The organism is Bacillus sp. SRB3LM (genome assembly GCF_015712745.1).
In the GTDB taxonomy this organism is placed as follows: Bacteria; Bacillota; Bacilli; order Bacillales; family Bacillaceae_G; genus Bacillus_A; species Bacillus_A thuringiensis_K.
This window is the reverse complement of the sequence record NZ_VWVQ01000045.1, coordinates 297,501-312,500: the sequence shown is the minus strand read 5'-3', so window position 1 is coordinate 312,500 and position 15,000 is coordinate 297,501. Positions and strand designations below refer to the sequence as shown.

Here is a 15,000-nt window from a genome sequence, read left to right as displayed (position 1 = left end):
TCTCAATTAATTCTCTTATTTTCCTTATATAAGTAAACGGATTAAATATCTTTTTCAATCTTATACCCCACTCCCCATACTGTTTTTATATATCTAGGTTTCCTTGGATTCTCCTCAATCTTTTCACGTACTTTTCGAATATGCACCATTACCGTATTATCAGACTGGAAAGATCTTTCGTTCCAAACCTTTTCATAAATTTGTTCCGCGCTAAAGACCATACCCGGATTACGAGCTAGTAATTCTAGAATTGAAAATTCCCTTGGGGTCAGTTTCACTTCTTCTCCGTCCACAATAACTTTATGGGTCGAGATGTTTATTTTCATCTCTCCAATTTCTAGCTCGTCCTCATTTTGTATAGCGAAACCATTCATTTTCATATAACGGCGTAACTGAGATTTAATTCTTGCGATTAACTCTAACGGATTAAATGGTTTCGTTACATAATCATCTGCACCCGTTGTTAACCCTAAAATCTTATCCATATCTTGCGTTTTCGCAGAAAGCATAATAATAGGCATTTCTTTCGCTTCCCTTACCTTCATACACATATGAATACCATCCACTTTCGGCATCATAATATCTAATACGACTAGATGTACTTCATTTTCTTCTAGTAAACGTAATCCTTCTTCTCCGTCTCCTGCTTGTAATACTTTATATCCTTCATTCTTTAAATAGATTGTAATTAAATTCCGAATTTCTTTTTCATCATCTACGACAAGTATTGTTTCGTGTGCCACAATATCTCCCCCATCACTTTTTTAATCCCTAACTTCTATTATAGGAAAACTTCTGAAGAAAAACGCTCGGAAATCCTTAAGATTTTCTGAAGACGCAAAAAAGGTCTAGACTCCCCTTAAGTCTAGACCTTTCAAAAAACCCCTTTTATTTACGAACGTAGATGAAATATAGTACGAATAAAACTCCCATAACATACATAATCGGATGAACCTCTTTACGACGACCACTCACAACCATTGTAATTGGATAGAAGATAAATCCAATCGCAATCCCAGTTGCGATACTATACGTAAGTGGCATAGAGATAATTGTAAAGAATGCTGGTACTGCAATCTCGAATTTCTTCCAATCAATTTCCCCTAAGGAAGAAACCATCAAGATTCCTACAATAATTAAAGCCGGTGCCGTTACAGCTGGCGTTACAACACTTAGTAATGGCGAGAAGAATAGTGCCAGTAAGAAGAATCCTGCTGTTACAACTGCTGTAAATCCAGAACGCCCTCCCGCTGCTACCCCTGCAGAAGATTCAATGTAAGACGTTGTTGTTGATGTACCCAAGATCGCACCAATTACAGTTGCAATCGCATCTGCAAATAACGCTTTTCCTGCACGTGGTAATTTATTGTTCTTCATTAATCCTGCTTGATTCGCAACCGCTACAAGCGTACCTGCTGTATCAAAGAAATCTATAAAGAAGAACGTTATAATAACAATCCCCATTTGAACTGTGAAAATATCGCCGAAGTGCGTTAACGCCACGCCGAACGTTGGTTCTAGACTCGGTATTGCTCCCACCACAGCTTTCGGAGTATCAATTAATCCTGTTGCAACTCCTAAGATCGCTGTAAGAATCATACCGTAAAATACTGCACCATTAACTTTCTTAATCATGAAGATGATCGTAGTAACAACCCCGAAGATTGCTAGTAACGTTGTGCCCTTTGTTAAGTCCCCCAACCCAACAAGAACCGCATCGTTTTTCACGATAATTCCGGCATTTTGGAATCCAAGGAAAGCAATGAATAATCCAATACCTGCTGCTACTGCAAACTTTAACTCCGATGGAATTGCATTAATGATTTTTTCACGAATACCTGAAGCAGTAAGAATAATAAAGATAATACCTGACATTAATGTTCCAGCAATGGCCGTTTGCCACGGAATACCCATCGTTAACACTGCTGTATAAGCAAAGAACGCGTTAATTCCCATACCCGGCGCTAAAGCAATTGGATACTTCGCGAAAATACCCATAATTAACGAACCGATCGCTGCCGCTAATGCCGTAGCAACGAATACTGCACCTGGATCCATCCCTGTACCTGCTGGTAACCCTTTAACATTTCCAAGCGACAGCGTAGCAGGATTGACAAATAGTACGTAAGCCATAGATAGAAATGTCGTTAACCCTGCTATGAACTCAGTCTTATAATTCGTACCGAGCTCATCAAACTGAAAATAGCGTTTCATCTTACGTTTCCCCCGTTATATGATTACTCGCCGCATTTCTCCTAGCCCTCTTTTATCCCGAGAAATAAAAAAGGCTTCCATTGCATTTATACATGGAAGCGTTCTATAAACAAAGACAAGTTTCCCCTCATCTTTATACAAACGCCTCGTAGTCAAGCCATTTACGGTAGCTAGGTAGAAACTTTCGGGCCATATCCCCGATATTATACGACGGCTATAATATTCACTTTTCGTTTGAATTACATAATCATATTAACTCGACGAAGTAGTTTTGTCAATTTAAAAACGAACATTTTTATAAAATTTTATAGTTTCGTTCGTATTAATACCAAAATAAAAAAGATCCATCTATGCATAAGCAATAGATGGACCTTTTTATAAATACTATTCCCACTCAATCGTTGCTGGTGGCTTACTCGTTACATCATACACGATACGGTTAACGTGTTTTACTTCGTTTACGATACGTACAGAGATTTTCTCTAATACGTCCCAAGGGATACGTGCCCAGTCAGCTGTCATACCGTCGATAGATGTTACCGCACGGATACCTACTGTGTAATCGTAAGTACGCTCGTCACCCATAACACCTACGCTACGCATACCAGGAAGCGCAGTGAAGTATTGCCAGATTTCACGGTCTAAGCCCGCTTTAATAATTTCTTCACGTAAAATCGCATCAGATTCACGAACGATTTCTAATTTCTCTTCTGTGATTTCACCTAATACACGAATACCAAGACCCGGTCCTGGGAATGGTTGACGCCATACGATTTCATCAGGAATTCCTAGTTCAGACCCTAATACACGTACTTCGTCTTTAAATAACGTGTTTAAAGGCTCGATTAATTTGAACTGCATGTCTTCTGGAAGTCCACCAACGTTATGGTGAGATTTAATTGTTTGTGCAGTTGCTGTACCACTCTCAACGATATCTGTGTAAAGTGTACCTTGCGCTAAGAAGTCCATACCTTGTAATTTAGACGCTTCATCATCAAATACGTAAATGAATTCGTTACCGATGATTTTACGTTTTTGTTCTGGATCTTCTACACCTTTTAACTTGTCCATAAAGCGGTCTTTTGCATCCACTTTAATAACGTTCATATGGAAGCCTTCGCTAAATGTTTTCATAACGCCTTCTGCTTCGCCTTTACGAAGTAAACCGTGATCAACGAAAATACATGTTAATTGGTCACCAATTGCTTTATGAATTAACACTGCTACAACAGAAGAGTCTACACCGCCGCTAAGTGCGCATAGTACTTTTTTGTCTCCAACCGTTTCACGGATTTTCTCTAATTCTACTTCGATAAAGTTCTCCATGTTCCATCCTTCAGAACAACCACAAGCGCCGAATACGAAGTTTTTAATTAAATCGTTACCGTGCTCAGAGTGACGTACTTCTGGGTGGAATTGTACACCGTATAAGTTTTTGTCTTCATTGCTCATACCAGCAATTGGGCAAGATTCACTTGTTGCGTCTACTACGAATCCTTCAGGTAAACCAGTTACTAAGTCACCATGGCTCATCCATACAACTTGCTCTTCTGGAAGGTTCGCATATAATTTTGATTCGTTCTCTACTTTAAGAACAGCTTTTCCGTACTCGCGGTGATTTGCACGCTCTACTTTACCACCGAAGTGTTGCGTCATAAGCTGCATACCGTAACAAATACCGAAGATTGGTAAACCTAGTTCAAAGATTTTTTCATCACAATGTAATGCACCTTCACCGTATACACTATTTGGTCCACCAGAGAAAATAATCCCTTTTGGATTCATTGCTTTAATTTCTTCTGCAGTAATTGTATGTGGATGAAGTTCACTGTATACACCGAACTCACGAATTCGACGTGCTATTAACTGATTGTATTGACTTCCAAAATCTAAAACGATAATTGTATCGTGTTGTTTCTTCAAAATAATCACCCCAACGTTAGTTCTCGTATATAAATATTTTCACCAATTTGGCGAAAAGCATTACCAATATAATAAAAAAAGCCAGTCCTCCGCCTCTAGTCTCATAACAAAGAAAAGGCAGGGGTCTGGCTTTATAAAGAAAGATAGTCTCCGCTCTTTATAAATATAAGACACACTGCCTTCATAGTCAGGTTGTTTACGGTAACCCGGTAGAGACTCTCAAACCATATCATTGAGGATATATGAAGGATCGTTTTATATTATCTTCCTAGATTCTAACAATGAAGTATCAATATGGTCAAGAGAGAAAGCGACAAAATTCTACAGAAATTCATTTCCTTTTTTAAAAAACATAAAAAAACATCCATTTCTATATAGAAATGGATGTTTTTTAGGGCAAACGGAATTACATCATTCCGCCCATACCGCCCATGCCCATGCCGCCCATGTCAGGCATTGCTGGTGCATTTGGTTCTGGCTTGTCAGCTACTACAGCTTCAGTTGTTAAGAACATAGCTGCAACAGATGCTGCGTTTTGAAGTGCAGAGCGAGTTACTTTAGCTGGATCTACGATACCAGACTCAAGCATGTTAACCCATTCGCCAGTAGCTGCGTTGAAACCAACGCCTACTTTTTCGCCTTTTAGACGCTCTACAACTACAGATCCTTCTAGACCAGCGTTGATTGCGATTTGGCGAACTGGCTCTTCTAGTGCGCGAAGTACAATGTTGATACCTGTTGCTTCGTCGCCTTCAGCTACGATAGAAGCTACTTTTGTGTATACGTTCATAAGTGAAGTACCACCACCTGCAACGATACCTTCTTCTACTGCTGCACGAGTTGAGTTAAGTGCATCTTCAATGCGAAGTTTGCGTTCTTTCAACTCAGTTTCAGTTGCTGCACCTACTTTAATTACCGCTACGCCACCTGCAAGTTTTGCAAGACGCTCTTGTAATTTTTCACGATCGAATTCAGAAGTTGTTTCTTCTAATTGCGCACGGATTTGACCGATGCGAGCTTCGATTTGTTCTGTGCTTCCTACACCTTCAACTACAGTTGTATTTTCTTTCGTTACAACAACTTTACCAGCGCGTCCTAAAGATTCAACTGTAGCAGATTTTAAGTCACGGCCTAATTCTTCAGTGATTACTTCGCCACCTGTTAAGATTGCGATATCTTCTAGCATTGCTTTACGACGGTCACCAAATCCAGGAGCTTTAACAGCTACTACGTTGAATGTACCACGAAGTTTGTTCACTACTAATGTAGCTAAAGCTTCGCCTTCTACATCTTCAGCAATGATAAGAAGTGGTTTACCTTGTTGTACCACTTGCTCTAATACTGGTAAGATTTCTTGAATGTTAGAAATCTTTTTGTCAGTGATTAAGATGTATGGGTTATCAAGAACTGCTTCCATTTTGTCAGAATCAGTAATCATGTAAGGAGATGCATATCCACGATCAAATTGCATACCTTCTACTACGTCTAATTCTGTTGTGAATCCTTTAGACTCTTCTAAAGTAATAACGCCGTCGTTACCAACGCGCTCCATTGCTTCAGCGATTAATTGACCTACTTCTTCGTCAGCTGCAGAAATAGCAGCTACTTGTGCGATAGAAGATTTGCCTTCGATTGGTTTAGAAATCGTTTTTAATTCTTCAATTGCAGCAGTAACAGCTTTTTCGATACCTTTACGAAGACCCATTGGGTTCGCACCAGCTGTTACGTTTTTAAGACCTTCACGAATCATAGCTTGCGCTAATACAGTTGCAGTTGTTGTTCCGTCACCAGCTACATCGTTTGTTTTGCTAGCAACTTCTGCTACTAACTTCGCACCCATGTTTTCGAATGCATCTTCTAATTCGATTTCTTTTGCGATTGTTACACCATCATTTGTAATAAGTGGTGAACCAAATTTTTTCTCAAGTACAACGTTACGACCTTTTGGTCCAAGTGTTACTTTTACTGCGTTTGCAAGAGTGTCGACACCGCGAAGCATCGAACGACGTGCTTCTTCACTAAATTTAATATCTTTTGCCATAATAATTGACCCCCTTGGATTTTTTAAGATTTATATAATTAACCGATAACTGCTAAAATGTCACTTTCACGTAAAATCAAGTAGTCTGTACCTTCATATTTCACTTCAGTACCTGCATATTTTGAGAAGATGATAAGATCACCTGCTGCTACCTCTAAAGCAACACGCTCACCATTCTCAAGCACTCGACCAGTACCTACTGCAACAACTTTACCCTCTTGTGGTTTTTCTTTTGCAGTATCTGGTAATACAATACCACTTGCTGTTTTTTCTTCTGCTTGAACAAGCTCAATTACAACGCGATCACCTAATGGCTTTAGCATGAACAATAACCTCCTCATTTTGTTATGTAAATTTCTTTTATTAGCACTCAAGTCATCCGAGTGCTAACACACTTATAATAATAAATAATCTCAATTTCTTTTGCAAGTAAAAAAATCATAATTTTTTCGCAAATTACTATATAAACTTTCTATATAGAATACCGCCTTTACTATATGAATCGTTGTTTCCCCTACTCGTATGTTACAATATGAAAGACACCCTAAGTTGTTTTCGCTAAACGTACAACTTTTTCCTGTCTCCTACTTTAATTTCAAATAAAGATTTACAAAAAAATCATAATTCGAATGAAAGTTTATATCGTAGATAACATATTTACATGTTATCCTACCTTATCTCATACACTAGAGTTAGAAAGGATGGTTAAACCATTTGAAGAAACAATACTGGTGGATTATCGTTACATACATTTTAACGCAGTTATCTGGCGTTATTGGATTACCACTTCTCCTAAAAACAGGACTCTATGATAATAGAGGATTTACCATTGAGGAAAAAGGACAAATCATAATGGGACACTGGGCAATTATTAGCTTCTTTGTTGCATTATGTATCATACTTTGGTTACTTAGAACAGATATTCGTGACAGGCATTTAGATGCAATGCGCTCTTCTGTCCCAGCTACTATTGGATGGATTTTCATCGGGTTCTTCTTAGCTTTCTTTTCACAAATAGTTGCCGGTATGATCGAGATGCAGCTACTAGGAATTAAGCAAGGTTCAGAAAATACAATGAAACTGATGGAAATTGCAAGAACGACACCTTGGTTCCTTATTGTCGTATCTATAATCGGACCTATCTTAGAAGAAATCGTATTTAGAAAAATTTTATTTGGTGCACTTTATAAGAAGTTTAACTTCTTTATTGCAGCTATCATTAGTTCGCTTGTATTCGCAGCAATTCATTTTGATTTTACTCACTTATTGGTATACACTGCTATGGGGCTCGTATTCGCCTTCTTATATGTGAAGACGAAACGTATTATCGTTCCGATTGCAGCTCATGTTGCGATGAATACATTAGTCGCTATTGGGCAAATTTTTATGAGCAATGAGCAAATTCAAGAAATGATTAAAGAAGCTGAAAAAATGCAAGGCTTTATCGGAGGATTTTTTGTATGAGAAACTCACCATTGTTCATGGCTGCACTATACTTCCTTCTTGGATGTATCTTTACACGCTTGGCCATTACGAACGTGACAGATACAATCTGGAATATGTGGACAATACTATTTGCAGTTATGGCAACAATTGATTTTAATTTGGCACTTCGCCTTATATTAGTTAAATTCACAAAGAAGAAACAATAATAAAACGCAGAGGTCGCTTCCTCTGCGTTTTATTGTGGATAGTTTTTCAAAAAGTAAACTAATGTTTGTAACTCTACAGCTAAGTCAATATGATGAATTCTAATATTCTCTGATACGTTTAATCGCGCTGGTGTGAAATTCAAAATACCGTGCACGCTCGTTTCAGCTAATCTATCTGCTACAGCTTGTGCTACTGTGGCTGGTACTGTTAATATTGCCACTTGTATATCATTTGATAATCTCTCTTCTAATTCATCTAAATGATATACAGGAATGCCCCCGATTTCTGTTCCAACTTTCTCTTCACTAACATCAAATGCCATTTCAATTTTTGTATTATTGTTTTTCGTGAAATTATAATGTAAGAAAGCGGTCCCTAAATTACCTACTCCAATAAGTGCTACACGTGTTATATCATCTTGATCAAGTGTTTCGCGGAAAAATGATAATAAATAATTTACGTTATATCCATATCCCTTTTTCCCTAACGCTCCAAAATACGAAAAATCTCTTCGTATTGTTGCGGAATCTACTTTTACTGCCTCACTCAATTCGGCCGATGAAACACGCTGCTTACCAGAAAGAGATAAGTTTTGGATAAATCGATAGTATAGAGGCAATCTTTTAGCAGTGGCTTGTGGAATCTTTTGCTGATCCATATGACCTCTCCTCTCTTCCTATCATTATTCATATACTTTAATCAAATACAGAAGTTTAGCACTCATTAAATTCCTTGTATAATAAAGAGAAGAAGTATTCTCTCTTTATTTTAAACTATACACTATTTTTAGTATGATTGAGAAATATAAACATGGCAAAGTTAAGAAATTATTTGAGGTGAAAACATTGATTTTATTACAAGTAAACGCGCTTTCGAAATTATACGGTGCAGAAACAATTCTGGCAAACATAAAATTGGAAGTACAAACAAAAGATCGTATCGCATTAGTTGGAAGGAATGGAGCAGGAAAATCTACATTATTAAAAATAATCGCTGGTGAATTATCTCATGATGGTGGCGAAATTATAAAACCAAAAGATGTCTCAATCGGATATTTAGCTCAAAATACTGGACTAGAAACGTCTTTAACAATTTGGGATGAAATGCTAACCGTCTTTACCCACTTACAGCAAATGGAGACAAAACTTCGAAGGCTTGAGCAAGAAATGGGAAAAGAAGAAAACTTTTCAAACGAAGCTACATATGAAAGATTGTTAGCTGAGTATGACCAATTGCAACTCAATTATAAAGATCAAGGTGGATATCAATATGAAGCGGATATTCGCTCCATTTTAAGCGGCCTTGGCTTCCCAGTTGAAACGCACCAGACGACGATTTCTACTTTAAGCGGCGGGCAAAAAACAAGATTAGCTCTCGGGAAATTATTATTAACAAAACCAGACTTACTTATTTTGGATGAGCCTACAAACCATTTAGACATCGAAACATTAACGTGGCTTGAGCAATATTTACAAGGTTATCCTGGCGCAATATTAATCGTTTCACATGACCGTTATTTCTTAGACAAACTCGTTACACAAGTATATGAAATTTCGAATAAAGAAAGCAGACGATTTGTTGGTAACTACAGTAAATATTTAGACTTAAAATCAGCATTATATGAGCAAGAAATGAAACGTTACGAAAAACAACAAGATGAAATCGCAAAACTTGAGGACTTCGTTCAAAAGAATATAGCTCGCGCTTCTACAACGAAACGGGCTCAAAGTCGCCGTAAACAACTAGACAGAATGGAATTATTAACGAGACCATTAGGGGATTCTAAGTCAGCATCATTCCACTTCGATATTGAAAAGCAAAGTGGAAATGATGTTTTACAAGTAAATGATGCAACCATCGGCTATGATGAGAACCCTATAATTGAACATGTAACTATGCGCTTAACTCGCGGAGATAGTGTTGCTTTAGTTGGTCCAAATGGAATTGGGAAATCCACATTATTAAAGTCTATTGTGAATAAGTTACCACTATTAAGTGGTGATGTTTCTTTCGGATCAAATGTATCTGTTGGTTATTATGATCAAGAACAAGCAAACTTAACATCTTCTAAACGGGTTTTAAATGAACTATGGGATGAATATCCACTGCAACCTGAAAAAGAAATCCGTACTATACTCGGGAATTTTTTATTCACAGGAGATGATGTACTGAAACCAGTATCTTCCCTTAGTGGTGGACAAAAAGCTCGATTAGCTCTTGCAAAACTTATGATGCAAAAATCAAATTTATTAATTCTAGATGAGCCTACGAACCACCTTGATTTAAATAGTAAAGAAATTTTGGAGAATGCTTTAATTGATTACCCAGGGACTCTTCTATTCGTCTCACATGACCGCTACTTTATTAACCGTGTAACAACGACTGTGGTTGAGTTATCAACAGAAGGTGCACAGGAATATTTAGGGGATTACGATTACTACGTTGAAAAGAAAAATGAAATGATTGAACGTGCAGAACTTGAACAGCAAGAAAGTGACATTCCTGTTCAAAAGGTGGTTGCACAAGAGAAATTAAATTATTTAGAAGAAAAAGAGCGTAAAAAACTAGAGCGTCAACGCACTAGAAAAATTGAAGAGCTAGAACAAAGTATATTAGAATTAGAAGAAGAAATTGCTACGTTAGAAGATCAACTTTGCTTACCAGAAATATATGCAGATTATGAAAAAGCTAGTGAAATTACAACTAAAAAGCAAACGCTACAAGAACAACTTGAAACTTGTATGGCAGAATGGGAAGAGCTGCATGTATAAGCATATTTAAATAAAGAAGATGTCTCATAAGTCAGGATTTTTGACTATGCGACATCTTCTTTTCTTTTAATACAGAAACAATTTTTTGAGTATATCAATCGTAACTTAGAATATACTAACGATTTTTCAAATATATCTATCGTAACCCTATATATATTAACAATTTGACACGAAATATCGATTTAACGACAAAGATTGACAATATTAGCATCTTCTATAATGGGGTGATGTTTCAAAATGTTTTTCGGGGATATCTTCTTGCCTTTTATTTCCCGAAAAAGAACAAATTCAAAGGTCTGACATCATCCTATTTACCCACAAGTTTATACACATATCCACCTTTATAAAATAAACCTTAAAATAACTTTTCCACATTATCCACAATCAACAAAAAAGTTATCAACATTTTATATACACAATAAAACCCATATTATCAACAGACAATATGGGTTTTATCCACAACCTGTGGTTAATTATGTGCATAACTATGCTTCAATATCTAATCCTGGATTTGCATTTAAGGCTAATGTTGCACGCTTACCTTGTTCATAAGCAATTGTCCCTGCCGCTGCAATCATCGCTGCATTATCTGTGCATAAAGATAGCGGCGGAATAATTAATTCAATGTTTTCTTTTTGTGCAAATTCCTCTTCTAATCGCGCACGAAGTCCTTTATTAGCAGCTACTCCACCAGCAAGAAGTAATTGCTTTACATTATAAGCTTCTGCTGCACGAGCTGCTTTCGTTACAAGTACATCTATTACACTTTCTTGGAAACTTGCCGCTAAATCTTCTGGCGCAATTTCTATACCGCGTTGTTTTGCATTATGCACAGTGTTGATAACTGCTGATTTCAATCCACTAAAGCTAAAATCATATGAATCCGGTTCTAGCCATGCACGAGGCAAATCAATTGTCGGTTCTCCTTCATGTGCAAGGCGATCAATATGAGGACCACCTGGATATGGCATAGATAACGTACGAGCTACTTTATCATATGCTTCTCCAGCTGCATCGTCTCGTGTTTCACCAATTACTTCAAATGAACCATGTTCTTTCATATAAACAAGTTCTGTATGCCCACCAGATACAACAAGTGATAATAACGGGAATTGAACTTCTTTTACTAAACGGTTCGCATAAATATGACCAGCAATATGATGAACACCGACTAACGGAATATCATGTGCAAACGCTACTGCCTTCGCTGCATTTACTCCAATTAGAAGTGCTCCTACTAAACCAGGACCTTCTGTTACAGCAATTGCATCAATATCATCAAATGTGATGTTTGCTTCCTTTAAAGCTTCTTCTAACACAACTGTAATTTCTTCTACATGATGACGGGATGCAATCTCTGGTACAACGCCGCCAAAACGTTTATGACTTTCAATTTGTGATGCAACGACATTCGCAATAATTTCCGTTCCATTTTTAACAACTGCTACTGCTGTTTCATCACAACTTGTTTCAATACCAAGTATAATCGTATTTTTTTCCATTATATATTCACCCACATTACGAGACCATCTTCCTGATTGTCTGCATAGTATCGTTTACGAATCCCACCATTTTGAAATCCGTATTTTCTGTATAACTGCTTTGCTACTTCATTTGATACACGTACTTCAAGTGTCATTGTTTTTACCCCTAGTTCTTTCGCTTCAGAAATAACTGCTTTCAATAGGGCATCTCCTAACTTTTGACCTCGGTATTCTGGCAAAATAGCTATATTTGTTATATGTGATTCATCAATAATTATCCACAATCCACAATACCCGATTACACGACCATCTTTTTCTAACACAATATAATGTGCATGTTCATTCATCGTTAATTCACGGTGAAAGGCATCTGCAGTCCAAGGAGTTGAAAAAGACGCTTCTTCAATAGCTACAATTTGAGCAATATCATCAAGCTCCATCTTTCTAAATATCATATCCATCTTCTGCAAGCTCCTACTTGTTTTGACTTTCTAACCACTTTGTTTCAGCTTCAGCTAAACGAAGATAGCTTGGAACAAACGTATGCACATCTTGTTCTTCTTTTTGTAATCCTAAGAATGCTAGCTCACTTGGTCTTGGGTTATTTTTAGTAAATGGAGCGAATACAGCTTGATCACCTAAATGTTCTATAATTGTTTCTTTATGCAATTTAACATCGTTACCGATAAATAAAACAGGCTGTCCTTTATCTTTTAACATTTGCAACCAGTCTACAATAAGAATAATTCGGTCTTCTTCTATTGAAGTTAACTGCTCTCCTTCATATGTATATAACCCAGTATAAATTTGCCCACGTCTTCCATCAAATAAAGGACAAATTAATCCGTTAAAGTTAGCACCGTTTGCAGCTACTACCTCTAAACTTGATACACCTACAATTGGTATTTGAAGTGACCAAGCTAATGTTTTCGCCGCTGTCACGCCTATGCGAACACCTGTATAGGATCCAGGTCCAGCAGCTACAACGATTTTAGTTAATTCCTTCGGTTTTACGCCACACTCTTTTAACAGTTTCTCTACAGCTGGCATAAGACGTACAGAATGGTTTTTTGTTAAATTTGTAATGATTTCCCCAATTACGTTTCCTTCCTCAATAAGGGATACACCCATTACGTAATTTGAAGTATCAATTGCTAGTACTTTCATCTTGTAATAGCTCCTCACATAATCTAATATAGCGATCTCCAATTGGCTCGAGTATAATTTTTCTTGTGTCATCTCCAGCATGGAATAAACTAATTTGTAACTTTTCATTCGGTAAATATGCTTCTATTAAATGAGCCCATTCTACTACCGTAATTCCTTCACCGTAGAAATATTCATCAAAGCCTAAGTCCTCTTCACTTTCTGCTAAGCGATACACGTCCATATGATATAGCGGTAATCTTCCTTTATATTCTTTGATGATATTAAAGGTAGGACTATTTACAACTCTTTTCACTCCAAGACCTTTTGCTAGTCCCTTTGTAAAAGTCGTCTTACCAGCTCCAAGATCTCCTTCTAAAATAATTACATCTTGTGCCTCTACGAGCTCACCTAGTTTTTCTGATAACCTTTGTGTTTCCTCAGAAGATTTTGTTGTTACTTCATACTTACTCACAGATTTCACCTACTTTACTCACAATGTTCTCTGCTCTTTATTATACAGGTTTTGAATATATAAAAAAGTCCTTAGGAGTTGTCCTAAGGATAGTTTGACTGTCTTTATTAGTTTTTTGTTAAAACAAATAAAAAAATACGAAACAACTTGTTTCGTTCTTTTCTTTATATGAAATGGCGGTCCCGACCGGGGTCGAACCGGCGATCTCCTGCGTGACAGGCAGGCATGTTAACCACTACACCACGGGACCATTTGGTTGCGGGGACAGGATTTGAACCTGCGACCTTCGGGTTATGAGCCCGACGAGCTACCGTGCTGCTCCACCCCGCGATAATACTATTTATATAAAATTTATATGGTGGAGGATGACGGGATCGAACCGCCGACCCCCTGCTTGTAAGGCAGGTGCTCTCCCAGCTGAGCTAATCCTCCAAAGTGGTGACCCGTACGGGATTCGAACCCGTGTTACCGCCGTGAAAGGGCGGTGTCTTAACCACTTGACCAACGGGCCAAATATTATAAATCCTATGGCGGAGAGCAAGGGATTCGAACCCTTGATACGCTTGTGACGTATACACGATTTCCAATCGTGCTCCTTCGGCCAACTCGGACAGCTCTCCAATGGCTCCGCAGGTAGGAATCGAACCTACGACCGATCGGTTAACAGCCGATAGCTCTACCGCTGAGCTACTGCGGAATAATATTTGCCTGGCAACGTCCTACTCTCACAGGGACAAGGTCCCAACTACCATCGGCGCTAGAGAGCTTAACTTCCGTGTTCGGTATGGGAACGGGTGTGACCTCTCTGCCATCATTACCAGACTGTATTCATTTAAGACAAGAATTATTATAACTCATTTACTTTTGAAAGTCAACAAGTTTTTTATATTCTTTCAAAACTAGATAACATTGCTACATATTATATGGTTAAGTCCTCGATCTATTAGTATTCGTCAGCTCCACATGTCACCATGCTTCCACCTCGAACCTATCAACCTGATCATCTTTCAGGGATCTTACTAGCTTACGCTATGGGAAATCTCATCTTGAGGGGGGCTTCATGCTTAGATGCTTTCAGCACTTATCCCTTCCGCACATAGCTACCCAGCTATGCCCTTGGCAGAACAACTGGTACACCAGCGGTGCGTCCATCCCGGTCCTCTCGTACTAAGGACAGCTCCTCTCAAATTTCCTACGCCCACGACGGATAGGGACCGAACTGTCTCACGACGTTCTGAACCCAGCTCGCGTACCGCTTTAATGGGCGAACAGCCCAACCCTTGGGACCGACTA

Annotated in this window: 14 protein-coding genes, 6 tRNA genes, 2 rRNA genes and 2 riboswitches (2 of these 24 running past the window's edge); of the genes, 3 read left to right on the top strand and 19 right to left on the bottom strand. The window is 38.0% G+C overall.

Annotation, left to right across the window (positions count from 1 at the left end):
- From ampS to groES, 6 genes are all read right to left on the bottom strand, one after another.
- On the bottom strand, window positions 1-58 hold the 5' portion of the coding sequence (gene ampS, locus F3I02_RS19245) for an aminopeptidase AmpS (RefSeq protein WP_196478304.1). The gene continues 1,448 nt to the left of window position 1, outside the view; the window shows 58 of its 1,506 coding nt (coding positions 1-58); it begins with the start codon at window positions 56-58; the stop codon falls past the left edge of the window.
- Complete coding sequence (locus F3I02_RS19240) at window positions 42-743, bottom strand: response regulator transcription factor (protein ID WP_000929884.1); 702 nt, start codon at window positions 741-743, stop codon at window positions 42-44. The genes ampS and F3I02_RS19240 overlap by 17 nt, the downstream gene beginning before the upstream one ends.
- Window positions 744-888: 145 nt before the next feature.
- Window positions 889-2,214 (bottom strand): NCS2 family permease, encoded by a 1,326-nt coding sequence (locus tag F3I02_RS19235; protein ID WP_000833096.1) that lies wholly within the window; start codon window positions 2,212-2,214, stop codon window positions 889-891.
- 129 nt (window positions 2,215-2,343) lie between these two features.
- Window positions 2,344-2,445: riboswitch (purine riboswitch) on the bottom strand.
- Window positions 2,446-2,598: 153 nt separating this feature from the next.
- Window positions 2,599-4,137 (bottom strand): glutamine-hydrolyzing GMP synthase, encoded by a 1,539-nt coding sequence (guaA, locus tag F3I02_RS19230; RefSeq protein ID WP_000743911.1) that lies wholly within the window; start codon window positions 4,135-4,137, stop codon window positions 2,599-2,601.
- A gap of 164 nt (window positions 4,138-4,301) precedes the next feature.
- Window positions 4,302-4,403, bottom strand: a riboswitch (purine riboswitch).
- 140 nt (window positions 4,404-4,543) lie between these two features.
- The gene (gene groL, locus F3I02_RS19225) at window positions 4,544-6,178 is read right to left on the bottom strand and encodes a chaperonin GroEL (protein ID WP_001029993.1); all 1,635 of its coding nucleotides are present in this window, start codon (window positions 6,176-6,178) and stop codon (window positions 4,544-4,546) included.
- A gap of 38 nt (window positions 6,179-6,216) precedes the next feature.
- A complete protein-coding gene (groES, locus tag F3I02_RS19220; RefSeq protein ID WP_000917311.1) occupies window positions 6,217-6,501 on the bottom strand; it encodes a co-chaperone GroES in 285 nt (94 codons plus the stop codon).
- A 391-nt stretch (window positions 6,502-6,892) separates the two neighbouring features.
- Between groES and F3I02_RS19215 the strand changes: the two genes are divergently transcribed.
- Window positions 6,893-7,642, top strand: a complete 750-nt coding sequence (locus tag F3I02_RS19215) for a CPBP family intramembrane glutamic endopeptidase (protein ID WP_196478303.1) — start codon at window positions 6,893-6,895, stop codon at window positions 7,640-7,642.
- Window positions 7,639-7,830, top strand: coding sequence for a YdiK family protein (locus F3I02_RS19210; RefSeq protein ID WP_001246205.1), 192 nt, complete (start codon window positions 7,639-7,641; stop codon window positions 7,828-7,830). Before F3I02_RS19215 ends, F3I02_RS19210 begins: the two co-directional genes overlap by 4 nt.
- Window positions 7,831-7,859: 29 nt before the next feature.
- On the opposite strand, the gene F3I02_RS19205 is transcribed toward F3I02_RS19210, so the two are convergent.
- Entirely contained in the window at window positions 7,860-8,489 is a 630-nt protein-coding gene (locus F3I02_RS19205; protein WP_000372699.1) for a redox-sensing transcriptional repressor Rex, read from the bottom strand.
- A 187-nt stretch (window positions 8,490-8,676) separates the two neighbouring features.
- Here F3I02_RS19205 and F3I02_RS19200 point away from each other — a divergent pair, with 187 nt between their 5' ends.
- Window positions 8,677-10,602: an ABC-F family ATP-binding cassette domain-containing protein gene (locus F3I02_RS19200; RefSeq protein WP_269061765.1), complete on the top strand. Its 1,926-nt coding sequence runs from the start codon at window positions 8,677-8,679 to the stop codon at window positions 10,600-10,602.
- Window positions 10,603-11,087: 485 nt separating this feature from the next.
- Here F3I02_RS19200 and tsaD read toward each other — a convergent pair whose 3' ends face one another.
- From tsaD to F3I02_RS19140, 12 genes are all read right to left on the bottom strand, one after another.
- Window positions 11,088-12,104, bottom strand: a complete 1,017-nt coding sequence (gene tsaD, locus F3I02_RS19195) for a tRNA (adenosine(37)-N6)-threonylcarbamoyltransferase complex transferase subunit TsaD (RefSeq protein WP_000414585.1) — start codon at window positions 12,102-12,104, stop codon at window positions 11,088-11,090.
- Window positions 12,104-12,547 (bottom strand): ribosomal protein S18-alanine N-acetyltransferase, encoded by a 444-nt coding sequence (gene rimI / locus F3I02_RS19190; protein ID WP_000367189.1) that lies wholly within the window; start codon window positions 12,545-12,547, stop codon window positions 12,104-12,106. The genes tsaD and rimI overlap by 1 nt, the downstream gene beginning before the upstream one ends.
- Window positions 12,548-12,560: 13 nt before the next feature.
- On the bottom strand, window positions 12,561-13,253 hold the full coding sequence (gene tsaB, locus F3I02_RS19185) for a tRNA (adenosine(37)-N6)-threonylcarbamoyltransferase complex dimerization subunit type 1 TsaB (RefSeq protein ID WP_000865753.1): 693 nt from the start codon (window positions 13,251-13,253) through the stop codon (window positions 12,561-12,563).
- Window positions 13,234-13,707, bottom strand: coding sequence for a tRNA (adenosine(37)-N6)-threonylcarbamoyltransferase complex ATPase subunit type 1 TsaE (gene tsaE, locus F3I02_RS19180; RefSeq protein WP_000049642.1), 474 nt, complete (start codon window positions 13,705-13,707; stop codon window positions 13,234-13,236). Before tsaE ends, tsaB begins: the two co-directional genes overlap by 20 nt.
- Window positions 13,708-13,881: 174 nt before the next feature.
- Window positions 13,882-13,957: transfer RNA gene (locus tag F3I02_RS19175), tRNA-Asp, on the bottom strand.
- Between the two features lie 3 nt (window positions 13,958-13,960).
- A tRNA-Met gene (locus F3I02_RS19170) sits at window positions 13,961-14,037 on the bottom strand.
- Between the two features lie 26 nt (window positions 14,038-14,063).
- A tRNA-Val gene (locus tag F3I02_RS19165) sits at window positions 14,064-14,139 on the bottom strand.
- 4 nt (window positions 14,140-14,143) lie between these two features.
- Window positions 14,144-14,218: transfer RNA gene (locus F3I02_RS19160), tRNA-Glu, on the bottom strand.
- Window positions 14,219-14,235: 17 nt separating this feature from the next.
- Window positions 14,236-14,327: transfer RNA gene (locus F3I02_RS19155), tRNA-Ser, on the bottom strand.
- 2 nt (window positions 14,328-14,329) lie between these two features.
- Window positions 14,330-14,404 (bottom strand) — tRNA-Asn (locus F3I02_RS19150).
- A gap of 9 nt (window positions 14,405-14,413) precedes the next feature.
- Window positions 14,414-14,529 (bottom strand): 5S ribosomal RNA (gene rrf / locus F3I02_RS19145).
- A gap of 101 nt (window positions 14,530-14,630) precedes the next feature.
- Window positions 14,631-15,000, bottom strand: a 23S ribosomal RNA gene (locus F3I02_RS19140) (it continues 2,553 nt past the right edge of the window).

Bases quoted from the DNA above. Each gene is read 5' to 3' on its own strand.
- F3I02_RS19205 (WP_000372699.1), bottom strand. From the start codon at position 8,489: ATGGATCAGCAAAAGATTCCACAAGCCACTGCTAAAAGATTGCCTCTA.
- tsaD (WP_000414585.1), bottom strand. From the start codon at position 12,104: ATGGAAAAAAATACGATTATACTTGGTATTGAAACAAGTTGTGATGAA.
- F3I02_RS19235 (WP_000833096.1), bottom strand. From the start codon at position 2,214: ATGAAACGCTATTTTCAGTTTGATGAGCTCGGTACGAATTATAAGACT.
- rimI (WP_000367189.1), bottom strand. From the start codon at position 12,547: ATGGATATGATATTTAGAAAGATGGAGCTTGATGATATTGCTCAAATT.
- groL (WP_001029993.1), bottom strand. From the start codon at position 6,178: ATGGCAAAAGATATTAAATTTAGTGAAGAAGCACGTCGTTCGATGCTT.
- tsaB (WP_000865753.1), bottom strand. From the start codon at position 13,253: ATGAAAGTACTAGCAATTGATACTTCAAATTACGTAATGGGTGTATCC.
- F3I02_RS19210 (WP_001246205.1), top strand. From the start codon at position 7,639: ATGAGAAACTCACCATTGTTCATGGCTGCACTATACTTCCTTCTTGGA.
- groES (WP_000917311.1), bottom strand. From the start codon at position 6,501: ATGCTAAAGCCATTAGGTGATCGCGTTGTAATTGAGCTTGTTCAAGCA.